This is a genomic window from Shouchella patagoniensis, assembly GCF_002019705.1.
GTDB classification, from domain to species: Bacteria; Bacillota; Bacilli; order Bacillales; family Bacillaceae_D; genus Shouchella; species Shouchella patagoniensis.
Genome location: NZ_KV917377.1, coordinates 2385733 through 2406400 on the forward strand (window position 1 = coordinate 2385733; position 20668 = coordinate 2406400).

The window sequence follows — 20668 nt, forward strand, 5'->3', positions numbered from 1 at the left end:
GAAAAAGAGTGTTGCGCTTGCTGCAACACTCTTTTCTTTTTACGGACAACCTACTTCTTTTTTACAGGTATCCAAATTTCTGTTTTTTCATCCGTTCCTTTAACCATTTCAGGAGCTTCTGCTAGTTCATAACCAGAGATAGGGAACCACTCGGTATACACTCGCTCCCATGTAGTTAATAATGCATCTGGCATCTCTCCTATCGCTTGAAATACTGCCCACGTTTGGGGAGAGATCGCAAGTTGTTCTAGTTCTTTTGGACATGGTTTGCTAGTCGCTGTTGCAATATAGTAATCGACATCCCCATTCTCTTTTGTTAATGAAACATGTAAGATGCCCGAAAACGAAGTATTATCATAGGGCTTAACAGCCTCTTCAATTTCCTCAAGATGTGCCCACATTGCTGGGTTGAATTCGGATTCACCTGTAGACACGGTTTCTTTTTTTCCCACAACAGTAAATGCTTCTTTCTCCACAAACCTATAGTTCATTTCGACATCTCCCTTAATCGCCATTTGAAAGGTCATCATCGGATACGCTTTTAATGGAACGTCCGTATTTTTTACTGAACTAGGAGTGACTTCATGCAGCATTTGAAACGCTCTTGAAAAGGAATCAGGTGATTTATAACCATACTTCATAGCCACATCAATGACTCTTACATTCCTTTCTTTTAACTCAAAAGCGGCTAAGGTCAAACGTCTTCTGCGAATATATTCCGTTAATGAGATCCCAGCTATGAATGAAAACATACGTCTAAAATGATGCTCTGAAAAGTATGCAATCCTTGCAACCTCTGCATAATCAATCTCTTCATCCAAATTGTTTTCAATATAGCTTACTGCGGCATTCATATTTTTAAGCATATCCATTTAAATAACCTCCCTTCGCTTTTAAGAATAACAAGATAGCTAATGAACCATCCGATTCACATTGTTCAGATTTGTAGGGTTGTATACATATACGTAATTAATACTATCATAAACATATTATTCCTTAGTTATTTAGCAGGTTGTTTAAACAATGTTAAAAAGGAACCGCAAGTTACGTACATTGTTATTTCCACATGAACACTTACAATGGCGCAATACGCAATCGAGAAGCAACTCGTTGAAGCTCCTCTTTACTTGCTGTTAAATCATTGTTCAGCCTGTTGTTTAGGAACAACGAGTGTATGTCCTTAACGAATAGGACGAATATCTAAAAAGGCAACACACCACTCGTCTTCATAAACCATTTGACTCTCCATTTTTTCGCTGCAATTGCACAAAATAGACAGCTTTTATCCACGTAAATCTACCTCCCTTATTGTTTGAAAGACGGACTTAAGACGTTTCCAACGTCAAACAATCTATCATTGAACTAATACGCTAGAAACAATAAAATCCCTGGCAAAGGAAACGATTCCACACAAAAGTAAAAGGTGATACGATAGAAAGCAAGAGTCATTCAGGAGGTTCTACACCATGTTATTTTTCTAAAAAAGTCCGAAGCCATTATCCGTTATCTGTTTTTATTCCTTTTTTTCGTCTTCTTAATTGGTTCTATCACCTTGTCAAAAGAGAACATAACGGATCAAATCATTTTATATGGTATTGCTGGTATTTCTGCGATTGGCATTGTTACAGGTATCAACCATATTCAAATGGAGCGCATAAGCGCCATATTTGAAATTGTGTTTTGTAGTCTTGCACTTATCCTTATCTTTTTTTGTTATTTAATCAATTGATCGGAGGATTTACATATGGAGCAATGTGATACTGCTGAAACGCTCTGGCAAGTGTACTTACAGAAAAATCCCCACGCCAAGTCAAAGGGCTACAGCGCTTTTGCTTTTGGTGACGGATCAAAAGCAATGGCTGATGAGCTTAGTGCCCTTGTAGTTCAAGGAGAAAAAACAGGGACTTCCTCTGCTTTTGCTTTGTACGGAGAGGAACCACTTCCAAAAGTAGGCGATTTTAGCGTGGTTTTAGATGGCGACGGCGATGCTGTTGCGATCATTGAATGCCTAGCAGTTGACCTTATCCCTTATCATGAAGTGACGGAAGCACACGCCTTATCAGAAGGGGAGGGTGACCGCACGCTTGATTACTGGAAAAGCGTACACGAACCTTTTTTTACGAGCGAATTAGAAAACGTGGGGCACGTCTTTTCAACCGATATGATCGTCGTATTTGAACGTTTTAACGTTGTTCATTTGCCCCAACAGAAGAAGAACAGCTAGGAGGCTTTTCGGTGAAATTTACACTTGTGCAAAGCACGATTGAGGATAAACCATATATCTCTGACTTACGAATGACTGCATTAGCAGATGACTTTAATCGCCATCATTTACCTGATGAACAAGTCTTATCACGCTTTAATGAAAACTTCAATCCCGACACAACCTACTTGATTAAAATCCACGAGGAAACGATTGGTTGTATCGGCATCCGCCCTGTAGGCGATGAAGTGATGCTGAAAAACTTTTACCTTGATCCCGCCTACCAAGGCAAAGGGATTGGTCGTGCTGTGTTTCAATCTGTTCTCGATCAACACCAAGACAAACGAGTCATTACATTAATGATATTCAAAGGAAGCCGAGCAAAAAAACGCTATGAAACATTTGGTTTCTCTGTGGTTGATGCAAATGAACGGGTAGAAACAATGTGTTTATATAACAAAGTGGGCCTCAAATAAATGGGGCCCACTTCTTTTTATTTTAGCGTTAAAAAAATTCATTTAATCCGTTTGCAAAATAATGATAGTCTTCCTTGCTAATTGGTTCTGCCCCATACCCGTTGAAGAATAGTGTATAGTCAGTATTTTTTTGAAAAAGGCTCGGTTTTGGTCGCACTGCTAATGCAACATCATAGCGTGGATCACCGTAAGCTCCCCCGGCCCAGTCAATCACGCCAGAGATCTTCCGATTATGAACCAGCACATTATCAATAGTAAAATCACCATGAATCAGTGTTTGTTTAACCGGTTGAGGACGGTTTTCCACTATTTCTTTCAACAGTTCACTCGTAACATCAACTTGATAATGGGTTAATTGATACGAAGCTTTTTTTAGCTGATTGTCTAGCCAAGATCCTTGTTGCTTCCATTCGTTTGGACAAGGTATCGAGTGGACTCTCGCTAGAATCTCTCCAAATTGGACGATTAACTCTTCCCGTCTCTTTTGATTTGATTCATTTGCAATTGCAAACCTCATCGTTTCACCTTGAAGACACTCCATTAACGCCCATGAATGCCCCTTTTCATCTTCTTTAACATATACCTCTACATCCGGAACCGGCAATGTGGTTTTAATGGATAAAAGTGATAAAATATCGACTTCTTGTTCAAGCCAGGAACAATACAATGGTTCTCTTGTTCGTTTTAAAGCAAAATAATGGCCTTTTGCTTCTATTATCCCAACGTCAGAAGTATACCCTTGCCTCGGAAAACGAATTCTATCTATTCTCCCAACAAAATGCTTTATGTCGTTCGGAATCTCGTTTATAGCGAACGGTCTCATCAGCATTCACCTGCATTTACTTAGACATAAAAAAAAGCCCCTTTATAAAGGAACGAACGTTCGTTTTTTAGTGCAGCGAAAGTGAGCAGAGGCTACATTGATTTTCATATTATTAGTATAATACAGAGATTATTATAAGTCTATATTTTTTTCAGTTTATTTTGTATTCTTATGAAACCTGGCCAGGATAACAGAATGAGGAGATAAAAACTGTGTGGAAACAGTTAGATCAAAACTTAAAAGTTCGTTTGTTAGGCGAAGGTTTATTTAATCTTTGTTATTGGATGTACTTTCCTTTTATCGCCCTGTATTTCAGTGCTACACTCGGGACCAGTCTCGCTGGAGGGTTACTAATGTTGCCTCCCTTTATAAGCCTACTTGGAAATTTAGTAAGTGGTGGCTTAGCTGATTTCTATGGCAGAAGACCGATTTTGTTGCTTGGCGCCGCCTTGCAAACCGTCATGTTTGCCATATTTGCTTGTTCATTCTCTCCGTGGGTTGATTATATCGCTTTCATTGGAGTTGGTCTTGGCGGAGCATTGTATCGTGCTCCTAGTTTGGCAATGGTCGCTGACCTGGTGACCGAGCAAGATCGTCGTAGTGTCTTTGCTTTATTTGCGACAACAAATAATATAGGCTCAGTCATGGGTCCAGCCCTTGGTGCCATTTTCTTTTTCCACTACCGCCAACCATTGTTATTCATAACTGCTTGCGTCATGCTTATTTATACGATTAGCATTTTTATTTTCATTAAGGAAAGCAAGCCATTACAGCCACATTCAACTAGTTGGAGCTTACTAAAAAATGCATTCGCCATTCTGAACAGCTATAAACACATTTTTTCCGATTCGATCTTTTTGCGCTTCATTCTTGGTGGTGTTTTTTCGATTATGACCCTTATGCAACTTGATCTTTATTTAGCCTATTATGTAGTTCATCATGTACCAGCCCAACCGATTCACCCCTTTCAAAGTTGGCCATCATACCTCTTATCAAGTGAACAAATTTTCGGATATATGCTCGGACTGAATGGACTCATGTTCGTCGCATTCATTTCACCACTCACTAAGCTAACGACACTATGGAAAGAACGTGACATCTTTATTGTCTCGTGTTTATTATCAGGCGTAGCGCTGTTTGCAATAGGCATGACAACATCTTTTTCTTTACTGCTATTAATGACAGCTGTTTTCACCTTAGGGGAAATCTTACGCGCCCCAGCCTCTGAAAGTTTTGTTAGTGCCTATGCACCAGCACATGCGAGAGCTACGTATATCAGTGCTTCGAATCTTCAATATACCGTCGGTCGTACACTCGCGCCAATATCAATACTCTTATCTGGAAAGCTTGGCACATCAACGATATTTTATTTATTGCTTGGCTTTTCTCTAATTGGCGCCTTGCTTTATGTAAGTATGTTTCGCGGTTACGAATCAAAAGAGAGAATATAAATGAAAAACTGCCCAATTCTTTATTGGGCAGTAACATACTTATTTGTTTTCTATTATCTCCATCTTCATTAGTTGCGGTTGAATATTTACTAAAAAATCATTTCTAATCGTTATAGAACTGTCAACAAGGAGGTTGCAATGCGACTACACACATACAATCTTTTCGTAACTAAACGTCTATTTAAACAAGACAAAACAAGCCCACCTCCGTTAGATTGGTAAGCTTGTTACATTTCTTCTCCTTCATTTTCTTCGATAAACTCTTGAAACCACTCTACTTCTAATGGACCATTAAGCAATTCAAACCCACTAGTTCCAATAATCATCACTCCTGTCTCTCCTAAAAAAACAATTGAAGGTTTGCTTTTCTGGTGGCTAATGTAAAGTTCAAGAGGCTTTTCTTCTATGAACTGTTGGTGATACACATCTGTATCAACTCGTTTTACTTGATATTCCCCTAGAAATGAAACGACTTCTTCTACTAACGCCGGCTCCGTTGTATACCATTCATAGCCATTTTCTTTTTCCACATTATCACGCTCGACAGTGATGCCTAAAAGAAGTAGGTCTTCTTTGTTAAATGGAATAAGTTCAGCAAGATTTCGCTGCCGATTGTCATTTCCAACTTTAAGCATAATGGCAATTGCAATTCCCACACACACCGCTACAAGTACAATTCGTCTTTTCATCACCTTCCGCCTTTGCCCGTTTTAAACATCTATATTCAACTTATCGGCAACTTACGCCTTCAGGTCTAGCAAACATACAAAAAAAACCGTCTATTAAGACGGTCAGAAAGTGTTTATTCAGGTGAAATGAAAACGGTCGTTAATCTAAGAGCGCGTGACAAGGAACGATTAAGTTCTATGAATCTCAGACTCCAGCATCCTATCTCCGCCTCTACAATCGAATCTACGTTCTTTCTTCTTAAATCTCCGCACTCATGCGCCGAATCTCCACTTCGATCTCACGAATCTCCGACTTCCGCATCCTTTCTCCACCTCTACAATCGAATCTCCACTCTTTCTTCTTAAATCTCCACCTTCATCCCTGAAATCTCCTCATTCAGCTCTTAAATTTTCTACTTCAGCATTAAATCTCCACATCAACAATCATATCTCCGCGTCCAACGTCTTTATAACGATCATAACCAAACGTTTCTCGTCCCATTAGCGATCATTGATTGCTTTGACTTCATTTAGTTCCAGTTTTGGTTTGCGTTTTTCATCAAGCAAGCCATTTACCTCTTGCTGAACATCGGTGATTTGCGTATAACAATAGCCAGTTACATAAGGCAATGCTTTAATTGCATCGGTGATGGCTTGATACCTGACAAGGAATTCTTCCTTTGATTTCACTTGGTTTCCGTAACCCCAACCATCTTTTGTTGTAAATGCGATTCCACCGTATTCACTAATCAGTACAGGTTGGCCGTTGTATGCATATCCATTTGCAAACGGGTATTTTTCTTTATTGTGGAGGTTCTTATTACTAAGGAGCTCCTCCTTGTCTTTGTATCTCGCTAAAAAAGCATCCGCAAATTCTTCATAGTCGTGCAATGTGATAATGTCCGAAATCGTATGTTCCCAGCCATCATTTACGATGACAGGTCGCGTGTCATCCATTGCTTTTGTCGCATAATAAATCGATTCCGTAAATGCTTGTTGCTGCTTATTTGTGAAAATAGCGCCTACGCCCCACGATTCATTAAACGGCACCCAGGTCACAATCGACGGATAATGACTGAGCTGGTTCACGATTTCTTGCCACTCTGTTGTGAACATGCGGACGGCGTCAGTGGAATACGAATAGGCAGAGGGCATTTCTGCCCAAACAAGCAACCCTATTTGGTCACACAAATAATAAAAACGTTCATCTTCGATTTTTTGATGTTTACGGACGCCATTAAACCCCATTTCCTTGATTGCTTCAATATCTGCCTCAAGAGCTTCTACTGATGGAGCGGTTAAATTTGTATCAGGCCAGTACCCTTGATCCAAAATGAGTTTTTGATAGATTGGCCGATTATTTAAGAGCACTTGCCCCTGATGAATGGAAATTTTCCGTAACCCAAAATAAGAACGAGCTTTATCCATTTTTATTCCATTAGCGTGAACAGCAAAGGAGACATCATATAAATTCGGTTGTTCTGGCGTCCAATGGGCAATCTGCCATTCATGAATCGTTGCCGTTAAATCAACGGTTACTTTTGTTGTCTTTCCTTCTGGAACAAACGAAATCCGTCTAACTTCCTTGCCTTTAAAGGAAATGACCGTTTCTACAACAGCCTTACTCCTCACTGCTTGTTCCGTTAATTTATAGTGAAACCTGACCGAGCTCTGGTCAAAATCGGGAACAATCTTCACTTCTTCAAGCCGTTGTTCTGCCACAAATTCCAACCACACCGTTTGCCAAATCCCTGTTGTCTGCACATACCAACACCCAAAGTTTTCATCAACCCAGCGCTGTTTTCCTCTAGGCTGTTGATCACTCATACTGTCTTCCACCCGGACAACCAGTTGTTGTGTTTTTTCATCTGTAAGATACGGGGTAATCGGAAAAGAAAAGGATGAATTTCCACCTTGATGCGCTCCGGCATATTGACCGTTTACCCAAACCGTTGTTTCATAATCACTCGCTTGGAAATGCAGCAGCACGTCTTTTCCTTGCTGACTGTCTGGAATCGTTACTTCTTTTCCATACCAAACGACTGGATGAAACGTTTGTTTGTTAATCCCGCTTTCTTTTGTTTCGTACGAGTAAGGGACGGTAATGGTTTGATTAAAACGAGAAGTGTTGTACCAACGCTCTTTTTTTCCGCGATTTTCATCGTCAAATGAGAAATTCCATTCTCCGTTTAAATTTAACCAATCCTCTCTTACAAACCGAGGTCTAGGAAAACGATTGTCTATTTTATCCATCAAAAAACTCCTTTGTTTGTTTTTTAATGTTACGAAATAATTGTTTATAAACGATATTTCTGTTTATTAAAACGAATCATACGCTTACATTTCTAAATTGTCAAATAGTTAATCAAAAAGCACGAACGTTATGTCCGCACTTTTCCTTATTCATAGAAATGAATTCCTACTTTTAAATCTTGAGGATAATCACCAAATGCCTTGCCAAATAAGTTCATGCCGCCCTTATGCTCGGCATCTTCTTTTATACCAATTCGAATGGTAATAAATTGTTTTTCTTGTAAGTGTAAATCAGCTAGTTGCACTGCTTTACAAGGAATATAGTCAATCATCGCCTGTTTTTCGTTTACTTCCCATGTTTTTAATGACCCATATTGGGTTCTTGTATTATCATACCAATGCGTTGGATTTAACTTCCCAGGACGGTCCCCAAAATCTCCGGGACTCGTCCACGTTCCAATATCGACACCATTTACCCACACCGTAATATCCGAGGGCCAATCATCGTTATAATTTGGAGCTTCAGAGCACAATTCGCATGAAAACGTAAAGCTACGTATCTTTCTAACGTTTTTCGACTGAAATGGAAATTTATATTCAAAGAAGCCCGTTCGTGTCCAGAGAATTTGTGCCTCTACCCGATCTGGATGATAAAACTCCCCAGGCTCATCCTCGTTTAAAACCATTCCTTTTTTGTCGGCCATCCCACACGTTGGTGTAGCGAAAAAATCAACATAATGACCAATTGGCATATTCATTTCATATGACTGCAATACTTCTCGCTTTTCTAGATGATTTAGGGCAATGTGGATATCATCAAAATTTCGTGTGCACATCTTCATTGCACCTCTACTCGCCGGTCGCAGCTCTGTGACAATAAGTCCAGCCTCTGTTAACACATTCACGTTTGATGCTGCTGTTGATACAGGGATATGAATCAAATTTGCTAGATCATGGACGCTATAGCTCTGCTTGCTCAATAACTGAACCATACGAATTCGAATTTCCGTTGAAAGCGCATGCGATACTTTACGTAATTTTTCTGGTTCATTAATCGACAACTCTAACAACAGGTCACCTCTTCTCCTCTTGATATAAGCATACACAACTGTAACTAGATTTTTTCATTTGTTGATTTATCCTCTATCTTCCCGATGACACTACCATTCTTCACTCGCTTTAACTGAGCCACAATAATGACGCTAATCACGCACAAAAGAAACCATGAACTCATTTTACCAATATGTACGATTGACCAAACCTCTTCTTGATTTGGATAGGTCCAAGCTCCGTAAAAAGTAACAATGTTTTCTGCGATCCATATTAAAAAACCAATTAAGAAAAACGCTAAGACCATAGGCATTTTTAACGTCTTCTTGTTCACGGTAAAGAAAACCATAGTCCGGAAAAAGAAAAGACATCGCTTGATGATACCCAAATAAAATGAACGTTTTCATGTATTTTGTTCTCCTTTAATAAAGTCATAGATGACTATATCAAATTTTTGAAACGAGAAGGAGAATATTGAAAACTTCGATAATCGTACATAACTTTCAATACCAATGCTACACTTTCCTTGTTTTTATCGTGCTCTTACAATCATGAGAACGATACTTATTTTGATAAGCCATAGAAAGGAGAAAGTAGATGGAGCATAAACTGGATCTTATTTTAAAGAACTTGAAACATTCGATGTTGTAAAGAAAAGCGGTGAAGGATTAGAAACACAGGTTGGTCCCCTAGAAACAAGCGTTGGCGAATTATCAGAAATCGTTTTAGCATTACGTGATGGGCAAGAAGAAACGGAAGCAAAGCTTGATTCCTTATCAATGGGTGTCCATCAGATTAGCGGTGAGACCGGTATGAAACAAGGACAAGAGCGAGAAGACAAAATTCTAGAATCGCTAGCGATGCGTTCGCTTGAACAAGAAACAGAACGTCGAGATATGAGGCGCATTTAAGTAGCTTTTTTCTCGCTGAACTTAGTCGAGCTGTATCCACCACATACAGCGAATACAGCTCCCTTTCCGTTTATTCATTTATTCGTTTTATTGAAATACCATTTGCGCTCAACTTCTCGTGAACTTGTTTGGCAAATGCAAGGGCATGAGCGCCATCCCCATGAATACAGATTGTATCTGCGACAATATCAATCTCTTTGCCTTGTTCAGTAAGAACGTTTCCTTCCTGTACCATGCGCAACACTTGTTTACTCGCCTCTTCAGGGTCAAGAATAAGCGCATTTGGCGCCTTGCGCGATGTTAAACTTCCATCTACTTGATAGGTTCGATCAGCAAACACTTCACTTGCCGTTTTCAACCCAACTTTTTTCCCGGCTTCGATTAACTTACTTCCCGCAAGTCCATATAAGACTAACTCTGGATTTAATTGATAGACTGCTTTTGCAATTGCCTCTGCAAGGGCTTCGTTTTTCGCAGCCATATTGTACAAAGCTCCATGTGGTTTTACGTGATGAAGGACAGCGCCTTCTGCTGTAGCTATCCCACTCAGCGCACCGACTTGATAGAGAATAAGATCATAGCCTTCCTCTGGAGTAATATCCATTGTTCTCCGACCAAAACCAACTAAATCAGGTAAGCCTGGATGAGCGCCAATCGCTACTTGATTCGTTACCGCAGATTGAACGGTTTTTCTCATAATGCTCGGATCTCCTGCATGAAACCCACAAGCGATGTTAGCCGAAGAGATATAGTTCATCAACTCTTCGTCACTTCCCATTTTATACAGGCCATAACTTTCACCCATATCGCTGTTTAAATCAATTGTTTGTGTCATTTTTTCTCCTCCTAAGAATTACTCTCATTACCCATTCCATAACTCAATGATGCCTTCAAGGGCTATATAACCAGCGCCCATCGTCACTAAAACAGTTAGAATTCCAAAAAGGAGTAACGCTGTTGGATGATGATAATCTCCAACAATTGATTTTTTCCGTGATGCAATTAAAATCGTTGTTAAGACGATCGGTAAGATCAAACCGTTTAACGCCCCTGCTAATATTAAAAGCTGTACGGGTTGACCAATCGTTAAGAAAATGAGTGCAGAAATCGTTATAAATCCTGCGATAAACAAATTGTTTTTTTCGGCAAACACTGGATGGAACGACCTTAAAAAGGAGACGCTCGTGTATGCACAACCAATAACAGAGCTAATCGCAGCTACGAAAAGGACGAGTCCAAATAAATAATAACCAACGTCACCTAATCCAACACGAAAAACCGTTGCCGCTGGGTTGTTCTCATCCAAGCTATAACCAGCTGATACTACACCGAGTACAGCCAGGAAAAGAAAAACACGCATGATACCAGTTGTTAAAATCCCGAGACTTGCGGCTCTTCCTACAAATTTCACATTCTCTTTTCCGGTGATCCCCGCATCCACAAGACGGTGTCCGCCAGCAAAAGAGATATAACCACCTACAGTCCCACCAACGATCGTGACAATTGGCAACAACAGGATCATATAATCCTGAGGTACAAATGCCCTGTACGCTGCTTCTTGAACGGGTGGCGCTGAATTAAACATGACATACCCAACCATCAGTAACATCACGATTCCGCAAATTTGCATCACTCTGTCCATAACTGGTCCAAAGCGCTTAAATAAAAACAACCCTATTGTCAGAGCTGCAGTAATTAAACCACCTACAGCCAAAGGCAAATTAAATAAGACATTTAAACCGAGAGCGGCTCCGCCAATATTAGCAATATTAAAAGCAAAACCACCAAATAAAATGAGTGCCGCTATAACATAGCCAAGGCCTGGAAGAAGCTCGTTGGCAATTTCTTGACCTCTCTTCCCTGAAACGGAAATAACGCGCCAAATATTCATTTGGACGCCACTATCAATAATAAGAGAGAGGAGGATAGCAAATGCAAAACTTGCTAAATACCGCTCTGTAAACTGCGCAGTTTGCGTTAAGAAAGCGGGTCCGATTGCCGAGGTTGCCATTAAAAATATGGCACCGCGTAAAAATCGGCTGCGGACTTTTTCGTTCACGGTATGATTCATCTACAAGACCCCTAATTGTTCGTTTTTCACTGTTGTAATAAACATATGACCTGGCGCATGGGTGATCATTAAGTCTGGTTTACTTGCCATCGCAACTGCTTGCGGAGTGACTCCACATGCCCAAAATACGGGTACTTCGCCTTCTTTTATCGTAACTGGATCACCAAAATCTGGTTGTGCAATCTCTTTTATGCCAATTGCGGCTGGATTCCCTATATGTATTGCTGCTCCATGAACAGACGGAAAGCGGGCGGTGACAAGACTTGTACGGATTGCCTGCTCTTCTGGCATTGGTCGCATACTTACCACGACATTTCCATGAAAGCGCCCTGCAGGTTCACAAGGAATCGATGTTTTGTACATGGGTACATTGACATCTTCTTCTTGGTGACGAATCGGAATGCCATTTGCTAACAATGCATCTTCAAACGTGAAACTACAACCAATCAAGAAGCAAACCATCTCTTCTTCCCACAAAGACAGAATATCGGTACACTCTTCTGTAAATTCACCGTTACGATAGACCCGGTAGCGCGGGAGATCTGTGCGTAAGTCAGCATCAACGCCCATTTTCCTTGATGCGACAGACCCTATATCCGTTACATCAAGCAATGGACATGCCACTTGGTTTCGTTGACAAAAGAGAAGAAAATCATAAGCATATTCCTTACGTAAGATAACTAGATTGGCTTGCGCATATCCTCTTGCAAGCCCCGAAGTTGGTCCTGTATACGTCCCATTTCGAATCTGTTCCATTATCGATCCCCTATCGTTGGAATAGAATTCAATTGTCATCCTACACGCCTCCCACAAATCTCTTCTTTAGTCGTAACCTTATTGCCGTGTACTTATTCTTTTCCTTCTAGCTTTCTTCTAATCTGCTTCCATTTCAATAAAATGCCATTCCTGCGCATGGCCATCGCTCTCTCATGCTCAAGGTATAGCTGCTCTGCCTCTTCAAGTGACACTTCTGTAAACGTAAACGAGTCTCCCGGGCGTAGTTGAGCAAGCTTGCTTACATCGACTGCCACCGTTTGCAACGCACGGGGGTAGCCACCTGTTGTTTGTCGGTCTGCCATAAGGATAATTAATTGTCCATCCGGAGGAGCTTGAACCGTTCCAAGTGCAACCGCTTCTGACAACAAACTAAATGATTCTTCTAATTGTATGGCTTCTTCTGATTCAAGACGGTAGCCCATTCGATCAGATTGACTCTTAATCGTAAACGTTGCTTGAAACAATTTCTTTTTACTCTCGTCCGTCAAACGATGATAATGATTGCCACGAATGGCCCTAATAACAGACCGGTCATCGCTCTGTTCTTCAATGATCGGGCTAAATACACGCCAGTCCGCTTCCCATAATCGATTTTGTTTGGTCGCCTCTTCCATTATGGGCCGTACAAGCTCGTTTGCCTCTCCAATCGTAAGCTGATCCCCTTTTTCGAGCTTCCTGCCATTAAACCCACCTAACCCTGCCCTTAAATAGGTACTTCTGCTTTCCATCGTGACGGGGACATCTATGCCACCTGCTACTGCCAAATAAGTACGAATCCCTTTCTTTTTCACTTTAAAAGAAAGCGATGTTCCTTGTGGGACAAAGAAAGGAGTACCAAGTGTAGAGGGATTTCCGTTCATATACGGGGTCATTCCATCTCCTGCAATGCAAATAAGGCAACCAGCTTGGAACGTAATGGTTGGTCCAATGAATGTCATTTCAAGTACGGCAGCATGCTCCTCGTTTCCTACAGCTATGTTTGCATTCCGTGCTGCCGTTCGATCCATCGCCCCACTTTCAACAACACCTTGATGGAGATACCCTCTACGACCAAGATCTTGCACCGTGGTAAAAAGACCGCCTTCTTCAATGAGTAGAGCCATGATCCACCTCTTTCTTTCGCAGAAACTCAGCTTTGGAGATTGCTTTAAACGTAACGCGGTCTCCTGCTTTCAAAAGGCTCGGAACTTCTCTGTCTGTCGAGAAGAGTTCTAATGGGGTTTGTCCAATTAATTGCCAGCCTCCTGGAGTTGAGATTGGATAAACACCCGTCTGTTTTCCGGCGATGCCCACAGAACCAGCTGGAATCTCTGTCCTTGGATTCCCGTGACGTGATGTAGCAATTCGTTCATCCATACCTCCCAGAAACGGAAACCCCGGAGCAAAACCAATCATATAGACGAGGTATTCATTTGCTGTATGAAGATTAATCACTTCTTCCCGCGTTAAACCATTTGTTTTTGCCACATGATCTAAGTCAGGTCCAAACTCGGCGTCGTAACAAACAGGAATGGTTATCTGTTCTCCTATTTGTTTTTCCTCATGCATGTCAGCAAGACCAATGCGCTCCTTTAAAAGTCGGATCACTTCTTCTGAGACACTTCTACATTTCGTATTTTTTACTAGTTCAATTGGATCGTAAAAAACAGTTACCCCAATATAGCTTGGTACCGCTTCTTGATAGCCACAAAATGGATTTTGATTAAGCTCTTTAAGTAACCTTTGAATCTGAGCATGTACTTCAGGGCTAGCATCCTTTCCAAGATTCACCGTAATGGATGTTTCACTTAGTGCATCAAATTCAGGTCTTTGCTCCATTACCATGCCCCCCTTTAAACTGTTTTTTACACTAGTAGTAAAGCGATCAAACATTTCGATTATTTCCTTATTCCTGTATAATCGCCTCATTAAACTTATTTAACATCATACCTAACCACAAGCACGATAAAAATCCACCGTTCGTTCTAATCCTATAAAAACAACGTTTAGCGGCAACTTCACCATTTTCGTGACTAACGGCACCCCTTTCGATCAAACTCGTTCTCTGGTTCACCTTTTATTTGGCTTACTTCCACCTTCTAATCCACTTAATCAAAAAACCGATCATTGCTATGCCAATAACGTTAAATGAAATTCCAAATGGCGTTAACATAAGAATAAAAAAGAAAGAGCGGTTCAAAAAAAACAAATAAATGTCCATAGTCCTGCACTTCCTTTTTCGGTGAATGAATACCTACACACTTTATCCCGGATCTCTAGAGGAGATCCTCGTTCTTTATCATGAGAATCTATGATGTTTCTGACGGTTTTTCTAATTTAGCCACTACGATTACCGGAAAAACACATAGTAGGAGAACACTAATAAAAATGAGTATCCCTAGCCATCCATAGAAATCATAGAACAGGCCACCTACTGTTCCAGCGACACTTGAACCTAGATAATAGGAAACAAGATATAGAGAAGCGGCTTCTGCTCGGAACTTTCCAGCTAGTGTACTCACTGAGTTTGATGCAATTGAATGGCTTGCAAAAAAGCCAAATGTGAGGATAAGTAATGCTGGTAGCTGTATGACTCCATAAGGAAGTACTGTCAGCCATGCTCCGGCTCCCATAATGAGCACGGAAATAAGCAAGATCCGACTCTTGCCGTATTGATCTGCTTTTTTCCCCATATAAACAGAGCTAAATGTACCCGCTAGATAACTAATAAATAAAAAACTTACAACCGTTTGACTAAATGAAAAAGGGGGGTCCATTAAATAAAAGCCGATGTAATTATAGATCGTAACAAAGCTACCCATTAACAAAAAACCTAACGAAACAAGTAACATCAATCGCTTTTGTTTTAAGGCGTTCAGGTATTTCCGTGTAGTCCCAGCTATTGAAAAAAGTTCCGTTTGTTTTCTTTGTGGCGGTGCCAACATCGTCATAAAGAGTATCGTTCCAGCCGCCGCTACAAGCGAAATAACAACAATCGCTATTCTCCAATCAAAAAAGTCCCCTATTGAACCTGCAATCAATCGTCCACCCATGCCACCAATTGAATTGCCTGCAATATATAACCCCATCATTTTTCCAATTCCGTCTTTATGGAATTCTTCTGCAATGTATGCCATCGCCATTGCTGGTACACCTGCTAGGAAGAAGCCAATAAGACCACGTAAGACGAGGAACCAAGTAAACGTTGGAGCAAATGCACTCATCAAGGATAAGCAAGTTGTGGCGATTAAAGAGGCTGTCATCAATGTTTTTCTTCCGAAACGGCTTGCTAGTGGTACGGCAAGGAGTAAACCAATTGCAAGCGTAGCTGTAGAAACAGAAAGTGACATACTCGCCCTTGACGGCGCTACATTAAAAGCGTTAGTGAGCGATGGCATAAGCGGTTGAACGGTATAAAGAATTGAAAAGATAACAAAACCTGCAAAAAACAAAGCAAGAGCAGCCCTATTATAAGCTGTCGTTCCCTCCTGAATGCCACTCATTGCGAACTCCTTTCTTATGCAAAAAATCATATATGTAAAATTCAATTGATTCATACAAGCATGTTTTTTATTTCCTCAAGCATACACTACTAATAGACAGAAAAGCAGCCTGAGAGAAAAAGAGGATTTTCACCAGATAGGGCAAACTATTATTGAAAGCGCTTTCTTTTTTTCGAGTACTACATCTTAATCTGCTTCATTTTTGTCAGCAATGAAGACCCCATGTTGTGATGTCGTTTCATCAACTAACTTGATTTGGAGGGATTCTTTTGAAAAAGTGGCTAAAAGCAGCATTGCTCATCCCCGTCTCTGCTACCCTATTCTTCATAAGTGGTTGCTCTGATGACCAGGAGGCTTCAACAGACGGAGTCGAATTAACGTGGCTCGTCCGCAGTGACCCAAACTTGATTGAATGGGAACATCGTGTCATCGAAGAATTTGAAAAGGAAAATCCAGGAATCCGCGTTCGCTTACAAACGATTCCACAAAGAGAAATTGATCAAAAGCTTCAAACAATGATCGCTGGCGGTAATGTCCCTGATGTTTGGTCACCAAACTGGGCCGACTCTGGCTTTGGAAGTTACTACACAATGGGCGCATTAAAAAATTTAACACCTTACCTTGAAAAAGATCCAGATGTCCTTGATGGTATTGATGAAACTCTATTAGATATTTACGAAATGGAAGACGGCACTTACGGGTTGCCCATTTTATCTATGGGGTCGTTTCTGTATTATAATCGCGATTTATTTGATGACGCAGGCGTAGAAACCCCAACTACGGACTGGGAAGACAAGAGCTGGGATTGGGAAGCAATGGTCGAAGCAGCTACTGCCATTACACAAAACGATCTTTCTCCTACAGAAAGAATTTATGGCATTTTAAATGACAACTCACCAAATAAAGATGCCTGGATGTTTGGTGGCGATTTATTCGCCAAAGAAAGCTATGAAACAGGCATTCTAGTTGAACCAACAGTCACTTCCAACCCTCGAAACTATGAAGCCGTGCAACATAGGTATGATCTGATTAACAAATATGAAGTGATGCCGCCACAAAGTGAAATTGCCGCCTTACAACAACTAAGCGATCCATTTCTTAGCGGGCGTGTAGGCATGGTAATGAAAGGTGGATGGGGCACTAAACAATATGCATCAAGCGATCTTAATTGGGGTATTGCCGCTTATCCGTATACAAATGATGAGCGTGAAATCCCACTATATGTTGACCCTTGGGCAATTAGTGAAGGCAGCAAGCACCCAGATGAAGCGTGGGAATTTCTGAAATTTCTAATGGACCCTGACAAGGCAGCCAAATGGATGGTAGAGATGACACTTGAAAGTCCTGCCCATAGTGGCTTAAAAGAGTTGTGGTATGAATTAATTTCCGAACGTACTGGCATTGCGATTGCCGAATTACGAAAAGCTGATGATGGAGCCCTTAAGTATGGACGCCCGACCGACAACCATTTGATTTCGAATTTCGCACCATTAATAAAACATCAGAACATGACCGTTAATTCCATTTATGATCGCCGCAAAGGAGTAGAAGAAGGTCTGGAGGAATTACAAGAGAACATCAGGTCATTAACTTACTAAATGCAAAGGAGGAATTCCGCTATGGAGGCAAAAACAAAGCACTCAATGAATAAGAATCCCCTGCGTAAAGTGACAATCGGGGCAAAGCGTGAAGAGAAATTCTTCTGGTTGTTCATATCACCATGGATTATTGGCTTCTTTCTCTTTATTATCGGCCCAATGATTGCATCGCTTTACTTTAGCTTTACTGATTATGCTGTCATGTCAGATGTATCTTTTGTAGGTTTGCAAAATTTCATTAACCTCTTCCAAGATCCTTTGTTTTACCGCTCATTGTTCGTCACGTTTGCTTATGCAGCCCTTGCAGTTCCTTTTTCAATGCTTGTTGGTCTCGGTCTCGCGATGCTATTAAACGCAAAAATAAAAGGGCAAGCTTTTTTCCGAACCTTCTTTTATGCACCCTCGATTATCTCTGGTGTGTCCGTTGCGTTTTTATGGATGTGGATTTTAAATCCTCAATTCGGGATCGTTAACTCAATTATTTATGACGTCTTTGGCATTCAAGGTCCTGGTTGGTTTACCGATCCCTATACCGTTATCCCCTCTTTTGTATTAATGCAGCTAACCGCTGTTGGAAGCACAATGATTATTTTTCTAGCTAGCTTACAACAATTACCGAAAGAACTTTATGAAGCAGCCGCAATTGATGGAGCTAGTTCTTGGCGACGGTTTCGTAACATTACTGTCCCAATGATTTCACCAATCATCTTGTTTAATGGAGTCATTTCCTTAATTGCTTCTTTTCAAATCTTCACTCAAGCCTATGTCGTCACAAATGGCGGTCCAGATTGGATGTCTTACTTCTATGTTTATTACTTATTTGAAACAGCGTTTTTCCAAAACCGGATGGGCTATGCGTCTGCACAAGCTTGGATTTTATTCTTAGTTATTTTCGCTCTGACTTTTCTCATGCTTACGCTTTCGAGAAAATCTGTCCATTACGAATATGATAAATAACAAGGAGGCCACTTATGAAGTTGACATTTAAGAAGACCAACTATTCCCCCGGAGAACTATCAAGCGGCGGCAAACTTCTTACGTATGCCGGACTCATTGTTGTCCTCTTCTTGTTTTTATTTCCGGTAGCTTGGATGGTGTTTACGTCACTAAAGTCACTTGAACAGATTGTATCTGAACCGTTATCTATTTTTCCCACTACCTGGAATTGGTCCAACTATCTTGAGGTATTCCAGAACCATCCGTTTTCAACCTATTTATGGAATACATCATGGTATACGATCGTTACCGTTGTTGGGACCGTCTTTTTCTCAGCATTTATTGCCTTCGGGTTTGCCCGTTTTCGTGCAAGAGGGCAGACATTTCTTTTCGCCTTGTTGCTTAGCACAATGATGTTGCCGCAACAAGTTGTGATGATCCCTCAATACTTGTTGTTTAATACAATTGGTTGGGTTGATTCCTATTTACCACTTACGGTGCCAATGATCGCCGGGAGTGCTTTTCTCATCTTTTTATTACGTCAGTTTTATCTTGGCTTGCCAAAAGAGCTTGATGAAGCGGTCACAATCGACGGCGGAGGTTACTTTACAATCTTCTTCCGCATCATCTTACCTTTATCGCTACCAGCAATGGCAACGGCGGCCATTATTGAATTTATGTACCGGTGGAATGATTTAATGGGTCCACTTATCTACTTAAATTCACAAGAGCTTTACCCACTCTCACTTGGCTTAGCTAACTTTACAGCAGCATATGCTGCAACGCCGTGGCAGCTATTAATGGCGGCATCTGTCATGGCTGTTCTACCACCACTCATTCTGTTCTTCTTTGCACAAAAATACTTTATCCAAGGTGTTGTGATATCTGGGACAAAAGGATAAAAAAGGGTCTATGTTTTATAGCAATGAATGATCTAACGCTAAGCTTGTCGACATATTCTCGTAAAAGCGAGATTGTGGATTGACAAGCTTTTTTACGCATAAATGAACAGGAATGAGCAACCCTTTCACCATCATTTCATTGTAATGACCGGCACCTCATCACGCTTTTTTAGTTTGTTTCGCCCACTCTCCACGCACCCACTATCTCACACAGGTTAACCAATTCTCTTACTCCTACATATTGGAGACGATTGCGTTCATCTAAACGGTGCAACGTTCGTTCCGTTACTTTTTGGGCAGCATCCATACTATGGCGCTCCACTGAATGCACAATTTCCTTCATATCCTCAAGAAAATAAACGGTTGGGCGCATCGTCCGAATGATGAGGATTTGTCTAATATGCATTGGTGTAAACAAGCGATATCCATTGTCTGGGCTCCGTTCTGGTTTAATTAGTCCTTCTTGTTCCCAATGGCGAATCGCTGAAGGTGAGACATCCGTTAAAGTGGCGGCCTCTCCAATTGTCATATGAGCTCTGAGCTTTTTGTCTTCAATTGGTGACAGATCCGGGTCTCGAAGTAATGTTAGTGTTTGTTCAGTTACTGATTTCTCATGGTTTAGCTTTGCTTGTTCGGCATTTACAATCCAGAGAGCCTCACTCGTTTGCCCTTGTGTCATTTTGCGCAGAATATCAACTGTACAAGCAAAACCAAACCCATTTGATAAGGCACGAGTACAACGGAAATACGCCAAATGAACGTCTGTATATAAACGATAGTTTGACTTTGAACGTTCTGGTAGAGGGATAATGCCCCACGATTCATAATGACGCATCGCACTCGTGCTTATATTCAGTTTACGCGCAATATCAACAGGCCGATGATACCTCATAGACGCCCCCCTCAAAAAAGTGTTCCTATACTATAGCAGTCTCTATCAATGGATACAAACATTCATTAAAAAGGTTTAAGTACCATGATAATGTTACCTTTCTTTACATCACTTATTCACACATAAACCTTATCACTTGCATGAGTGTTATAGAATGGAGCATGCTCCCTTAAAA

19 protein-coding genes and 1 pseudogene are annotated in these 20668 nt (G+C 40.9%); 7 read left to right on the forward strand and 13 right to left on the reverse strand.

The window, feature by feature from the left end:
* Nucleotides 1-50: 50 nt before the first annotated feature.
* The gene (locus BK584_RS12685) at nucleotides 51-872 is read right to left on the reverse strand and encodes an AraC family transcriptional regulator (RefSeq protein ID WP_078392951.1); all 822 of its coding nucleotides are present in this window, start codon (nucleotides 870-872) and stop codon (nucleotides 51-53) included.
* Nucleotides 873-1552: 680 nt separating this feature from the next.
* Here BK584_RS12685 and BK584_RS24645 point away from each other — a divergent pair.
* From BK584_RS24645 to BK584_RS12695, 3 genes are read left to right on the forward strand one after another with little or no spacing between them, the layout of a single operon-like run.
* Complete coding sequence (locus BK584_RS24645) at nucleotides 1553-1729, forward strand: hypothetical protein (RefSeq protein ID WP_169871250.1); 177 nt, start codon at nucleotides 1553-1555, stop codon at nucleotides 1727-1729.
* A gap of 15 nt (nucleotides 1730-1744) precedes the next feature.
* Nucleotides 1745-2224, forward strand: coding sequence for an ASCH domain-containing protein (locus BK584_RS12690; RefSeq protein WP_078392952.1), 480 nt, complete (start codon nucleotides 1745-1747; stop codon nucleotides 2222-2224).
* An 11-nt stretch (nucleotides 2225-2235) separates the two neighbouring features.
* Complete coding sequence (locus BK584_RS12695) at nucleotides 2236-2679, forward strand: GNAT family N-acetyltransferase (protein ID WP_078392953.1); 444 nt, start codon at nucleotides 2236-2238, stop codon at nucleotides 2677-2679.
* Between the two features lie 28 nt (nucleotides 2680-2707).
* On the opposite strand, the gene BK584_RS12700 is transcribed toward BK584_RS12695, so the two are convergent.
* On the reverse strand, nucleotides 2708-3502 hold the full coding sequence (locus BK584_RS12700; RefSeq protein ID WP_078392954.1) for a phosphotransferase family protein: 795 nt from the start codon (nucleotides 3500-3502) through the stop codon (nucleotides 2708-2710).
* A gap of 212 nt (nucleotides 3503-3714) precedes the next feature.
* Here BK584_RS12700 and BK584_RS12705 point away from each other — a divergent pair, with 212 nt between their 5' ends.
* Nucleotides 3715-4953 (forward strand): MFS transporter, encoded by a 1239-nt coding sequence (locus tag BK584_RS12705; RefSeq protein WP_245808851.1) that lies wholly within the window; start codon nucleotides 3715-3717, stop codon nucleotides 4951-4953.
* 227 nt (nucleotides 4954-5180) lie between these two features.
* On the opposite strand, the gene BK584_RS12710 is transcribed toward BK584_RS12705, so the two are convergent.
* From BK584_RS12710 to BK584_RS12760, 10 genes and pseudogenes are all read right to left on the reverse strand, one after another.
* Nucleotides 5181-5642 (reverse strand): hypothetical protein, encoded by a 462-nt coding sequence (locus tag BK584_RS12710; protein WP_078392956.1) that lies wholly within the window; start codon nucleotides 5640-5642, stop codon nucleotides 5181-5183.
* Between the two features lie 480 nt (nucleotides 5643-6122).
* Nucleotides 6123-7874 carry a glycoside hydrolase family 2 protein gene (locus BK584_RS12715; protein ID WP_078392957.1) on the reverse strand — a complete coding sequence of 584 codons (1752 nt, stop codon included), beginning with the start codon at nucleotides 7872-7874 and terminating at the stop codon, nucleotides 6123-6125.
* Nucleotides 7875-8020: 146 nt separating this feature from the next.
* Nucleotides 8021-8944, reverse strand: a complete 924-nt coding sequence (locus tag BK584_RS12720; protein ID WP_078392958.1) for an ArsR/SmtB family transcription factor — start codon at nucleotides 8942-8944, stop codon at nucleotides 8021-8023.
* A gap of 44 nt (nucleotides 8945-8988) precedes the next feature.
* Nucleotides 8989-9291: pseudogene (locus BK584_RS12725) on the reverse strand (DUF817 family protein); the annotation flags it as partial.
* A gap of 614 nt (nucleotides 9292-9905) precedes the next feature.
* Nucleotides 9906-10670 (reverse strand): LamB/YcsF family protein, encoded by a 765-nt coding sequence (locus BK584_RS12735; protein WP_078392959.1) that lies wholly within the window; start codon nucleotides 10668-10670, stop codon nucleotides 9906-9908.
* Between the two features lie 27 nt (nucleotides 10671-10697).
* Nucleotides 10698-11906, reverse strand: coding sequence for an NRAMP family divalent metal transporter (locus tag BK584_RS12740; RefSeq protein ID WP_078392960.1), 1209 nt, complete (start codon nucleotides 11904-11906; stop codon nucleotides 10698-10700).
* Entirely contained in the window at nucleotides 11907-12662 is a 756-nt protein-coding gene (locus tag BK584_RS12745) for a putative hydro-lyase (protein ID WP_218970339.1), read from the reverse strand. It lies immediately after the preceding gene.
* Between the two features lie 92 nt (nucleotides 12663-12754).
* Entirely contained in the window at nucleotides 12755-13786 is a 1032-nt protein-coding gene (locus BK584_RS12750) for a 5-oxoprolinase subunit C family protein (protein WP_078392962.1), read from the reverse strand.
* Nucleotides 13770-14501: a 5-oxoprolinase subunit PxpB gene (gene pxpB / locus BK584_RS12755; RefSeq protein ID WP_078392963.1), complete on the reverse strand. Its 732-nt coding sequence runs from the start codon at nucleotides 14499-14501 to the stop codon at nucleotides 13770-13772. Before pxpB ends, BK584_RS12750 begins: the two co-directional genes overlap by 17 nt.
* A 470-nt stretch (nucleotides 14502-14971) precedes the next feature.
* Complete coding sequence (locus BK584_RS12760) at nucleotides 14972-16165, reverse strand: MFS transporter (RefSeq protein ID WP_078392964.1); 1194 nt, start codon at nucleotides 16163-16165, stop codon at nucleotides 14972-14974.
* Nucleotides 16166-16434: 269 nt separating this feature from the next.
* On the opposite strand from BK584_RS12760, the gene BK584_RS12765 reads away from it, so the two are divergent.
* The 3 genes from BK584_RS12765 to BK584_RS12775 are packed head-to-tail and all read left to right on the forward strand — an operon-like array spanning nucleotide 16435 to nucleotide 19601.
* Nucleotides 16435-17763: an ABC transporter substrate-binding protein gene (locus BK584_RS12765; RefSeq protein ID WP_169871252.1), complete on the forward strand. Its 1329-nt coding sequence runs from the start codon at nucleotides 16435-16437 to the stop codon at nucleotides 17761-17763.
* A 21-nt stretch (nucleotides 17764-17784) separates the two neighbouring features.
* Nucleotides 17785-18720, forward strand: coding sequence for a carbohydrate ABC transporter permease (locus BK584_RS12770; RefSeq protein ID WP_078392966.1), 936 nt, complete (start codon nucleotides 17785-17787; stop codon nucleotides 18718-18720).
* A gap of 14 nt (nucleotides 18721-18734) precedes the next feature.
* A complete protein-coding gene (locus BK584_RS12775) occupies nucleotides 18735-19601 on the forward strand; it encodes a carbohydrate ABC transporter permease (RefSeq protein WP_078392967.1) in 867 nt (288 codons plus the stop codon).
* A gap of 169 nt (nucleotides 19602-19770) precedes the next feature.
* Here BK584_RS12775 and BK584_RS12780 read toward each other — a convergent pair whose 3' ends face one another.
* Nucleotides 19771-20493 (reverse strand): MerR family DNA-binding transcriptional regulator, encoded by a 723-nt coding sequence (locus tag BK584_RS12780; protein ID WP_078392968.1) that lies wholly within the window; start codon nucleotides 20491-20493, stop codon nucleotides 19771-19773.
* Nucleotides 20494-20668: the final 175 nt, after the last annotated feature.

What these genes read in the sequence shown, in the direction of transcription:
- BK584_RS12780 (WP_078392968.1), bottom strand. Translation starts at nt 20,493, where the DNA reads ATGAGGTATCATCGGCCTGTTGATATTGCGCGTAAACTGAATATAAGC.
- BK584_RS12740 (WP_078392960.1), bottom strand. Translation starts at nt 11,906, where the DNA reads ATGAATCATACCGTGAACGAAAAAGTCCGCAGCCGATTTTTACGCGGT.
- BK584_RS12700 (WP_078392954.1), bottom strand. Translation starts at nt 3,502, where the DNA reads ATGAGACCGTTCGCTATAAACGAGATTCCGAACGACATAAAGCATTTT.
- BK584_RS12735 (WP_078392959.1), bottom strand. Translation starts at nt 10,670, where the DNA reads ATGACACAAACAATTGATTTAAACAGCGATATGGGTGAAAGTTATGGC.
- BK584_RS12710 (WP_078392956.1), bottom strand. Translation starts at nt 5,642, where the DNA reads ATGAAAAGACGAATTGTACTTGTAGCGGTGTGTGTGGGAATTGCAATT.
- pxpB (WP_078392963.1), bottom strand. Translation starts at nt 14,501, where the DNA reads ATGGAGCAAAGACCTGAATTTGATGCACTAAGTGAAACATCCATTACG.
- BK584_RS12745 (WP_218970339.1), bottom strand. Translation starts at nt 12,662, where the DNA reads ATGGAACAGATTCGAAATGGGACGTATACAGGACCAACTTCGGGGCTT.
- BK584_RS12685 (WP_078392951.1), bottom strand. Translation starts at nt 872, where the DNA reads ATGGATATGCTTAAAAATATGAATGCCGCAGTAAGCTATATTGAAAAC.
- BK584_RS12690 (WP_078392952.1), top strand. Translation starts at nt 1,745, where the DNA reads ATGGAGCAATGTGATACTGCTGAAACGCTCTGGCAAGTGTACTTACAG.
- BK584_RS12775 (WP_078392967.1), top strand. Translation starts at nt 18,735, where the DNA reads ATGAAGTTGACATTTAAGAAGACCAACTATTCCCCCGGAGAACTATCA.
- BK584_RS12770 (WP_078392966.1), top strand. Translation starts at nt 17,785, where the DNA reads ATGGAGGCAAAAACAAAGCACTCAATGAATAAGAATCCCCTGCGTAAA.
- BK584_RS12760 (WP_078392964.1), bottom strand. Translation starts at nt 16,165, where the DNA reads ATGAGTGGCATTCAGGAGGGAACGACAGCTTATAATAGGGCTGCTCTT.
- BK584_RS12715 (WP_078392957.1), bottom strand. Translation starts at nt 7,874, where the DNA reads ATGGATAAAATAGACAATCGTTTTCCTAGACCTCGGTTTGTAAGAGAG.
- BK584_RS12750 (WP_078392962.1), bottom strand. Translation starts at nt 13,786, where the DNA reads ATGGCTCTACTCATTGAAGAAGGCGGTCTTTTTACCACGGTGCAAGAT.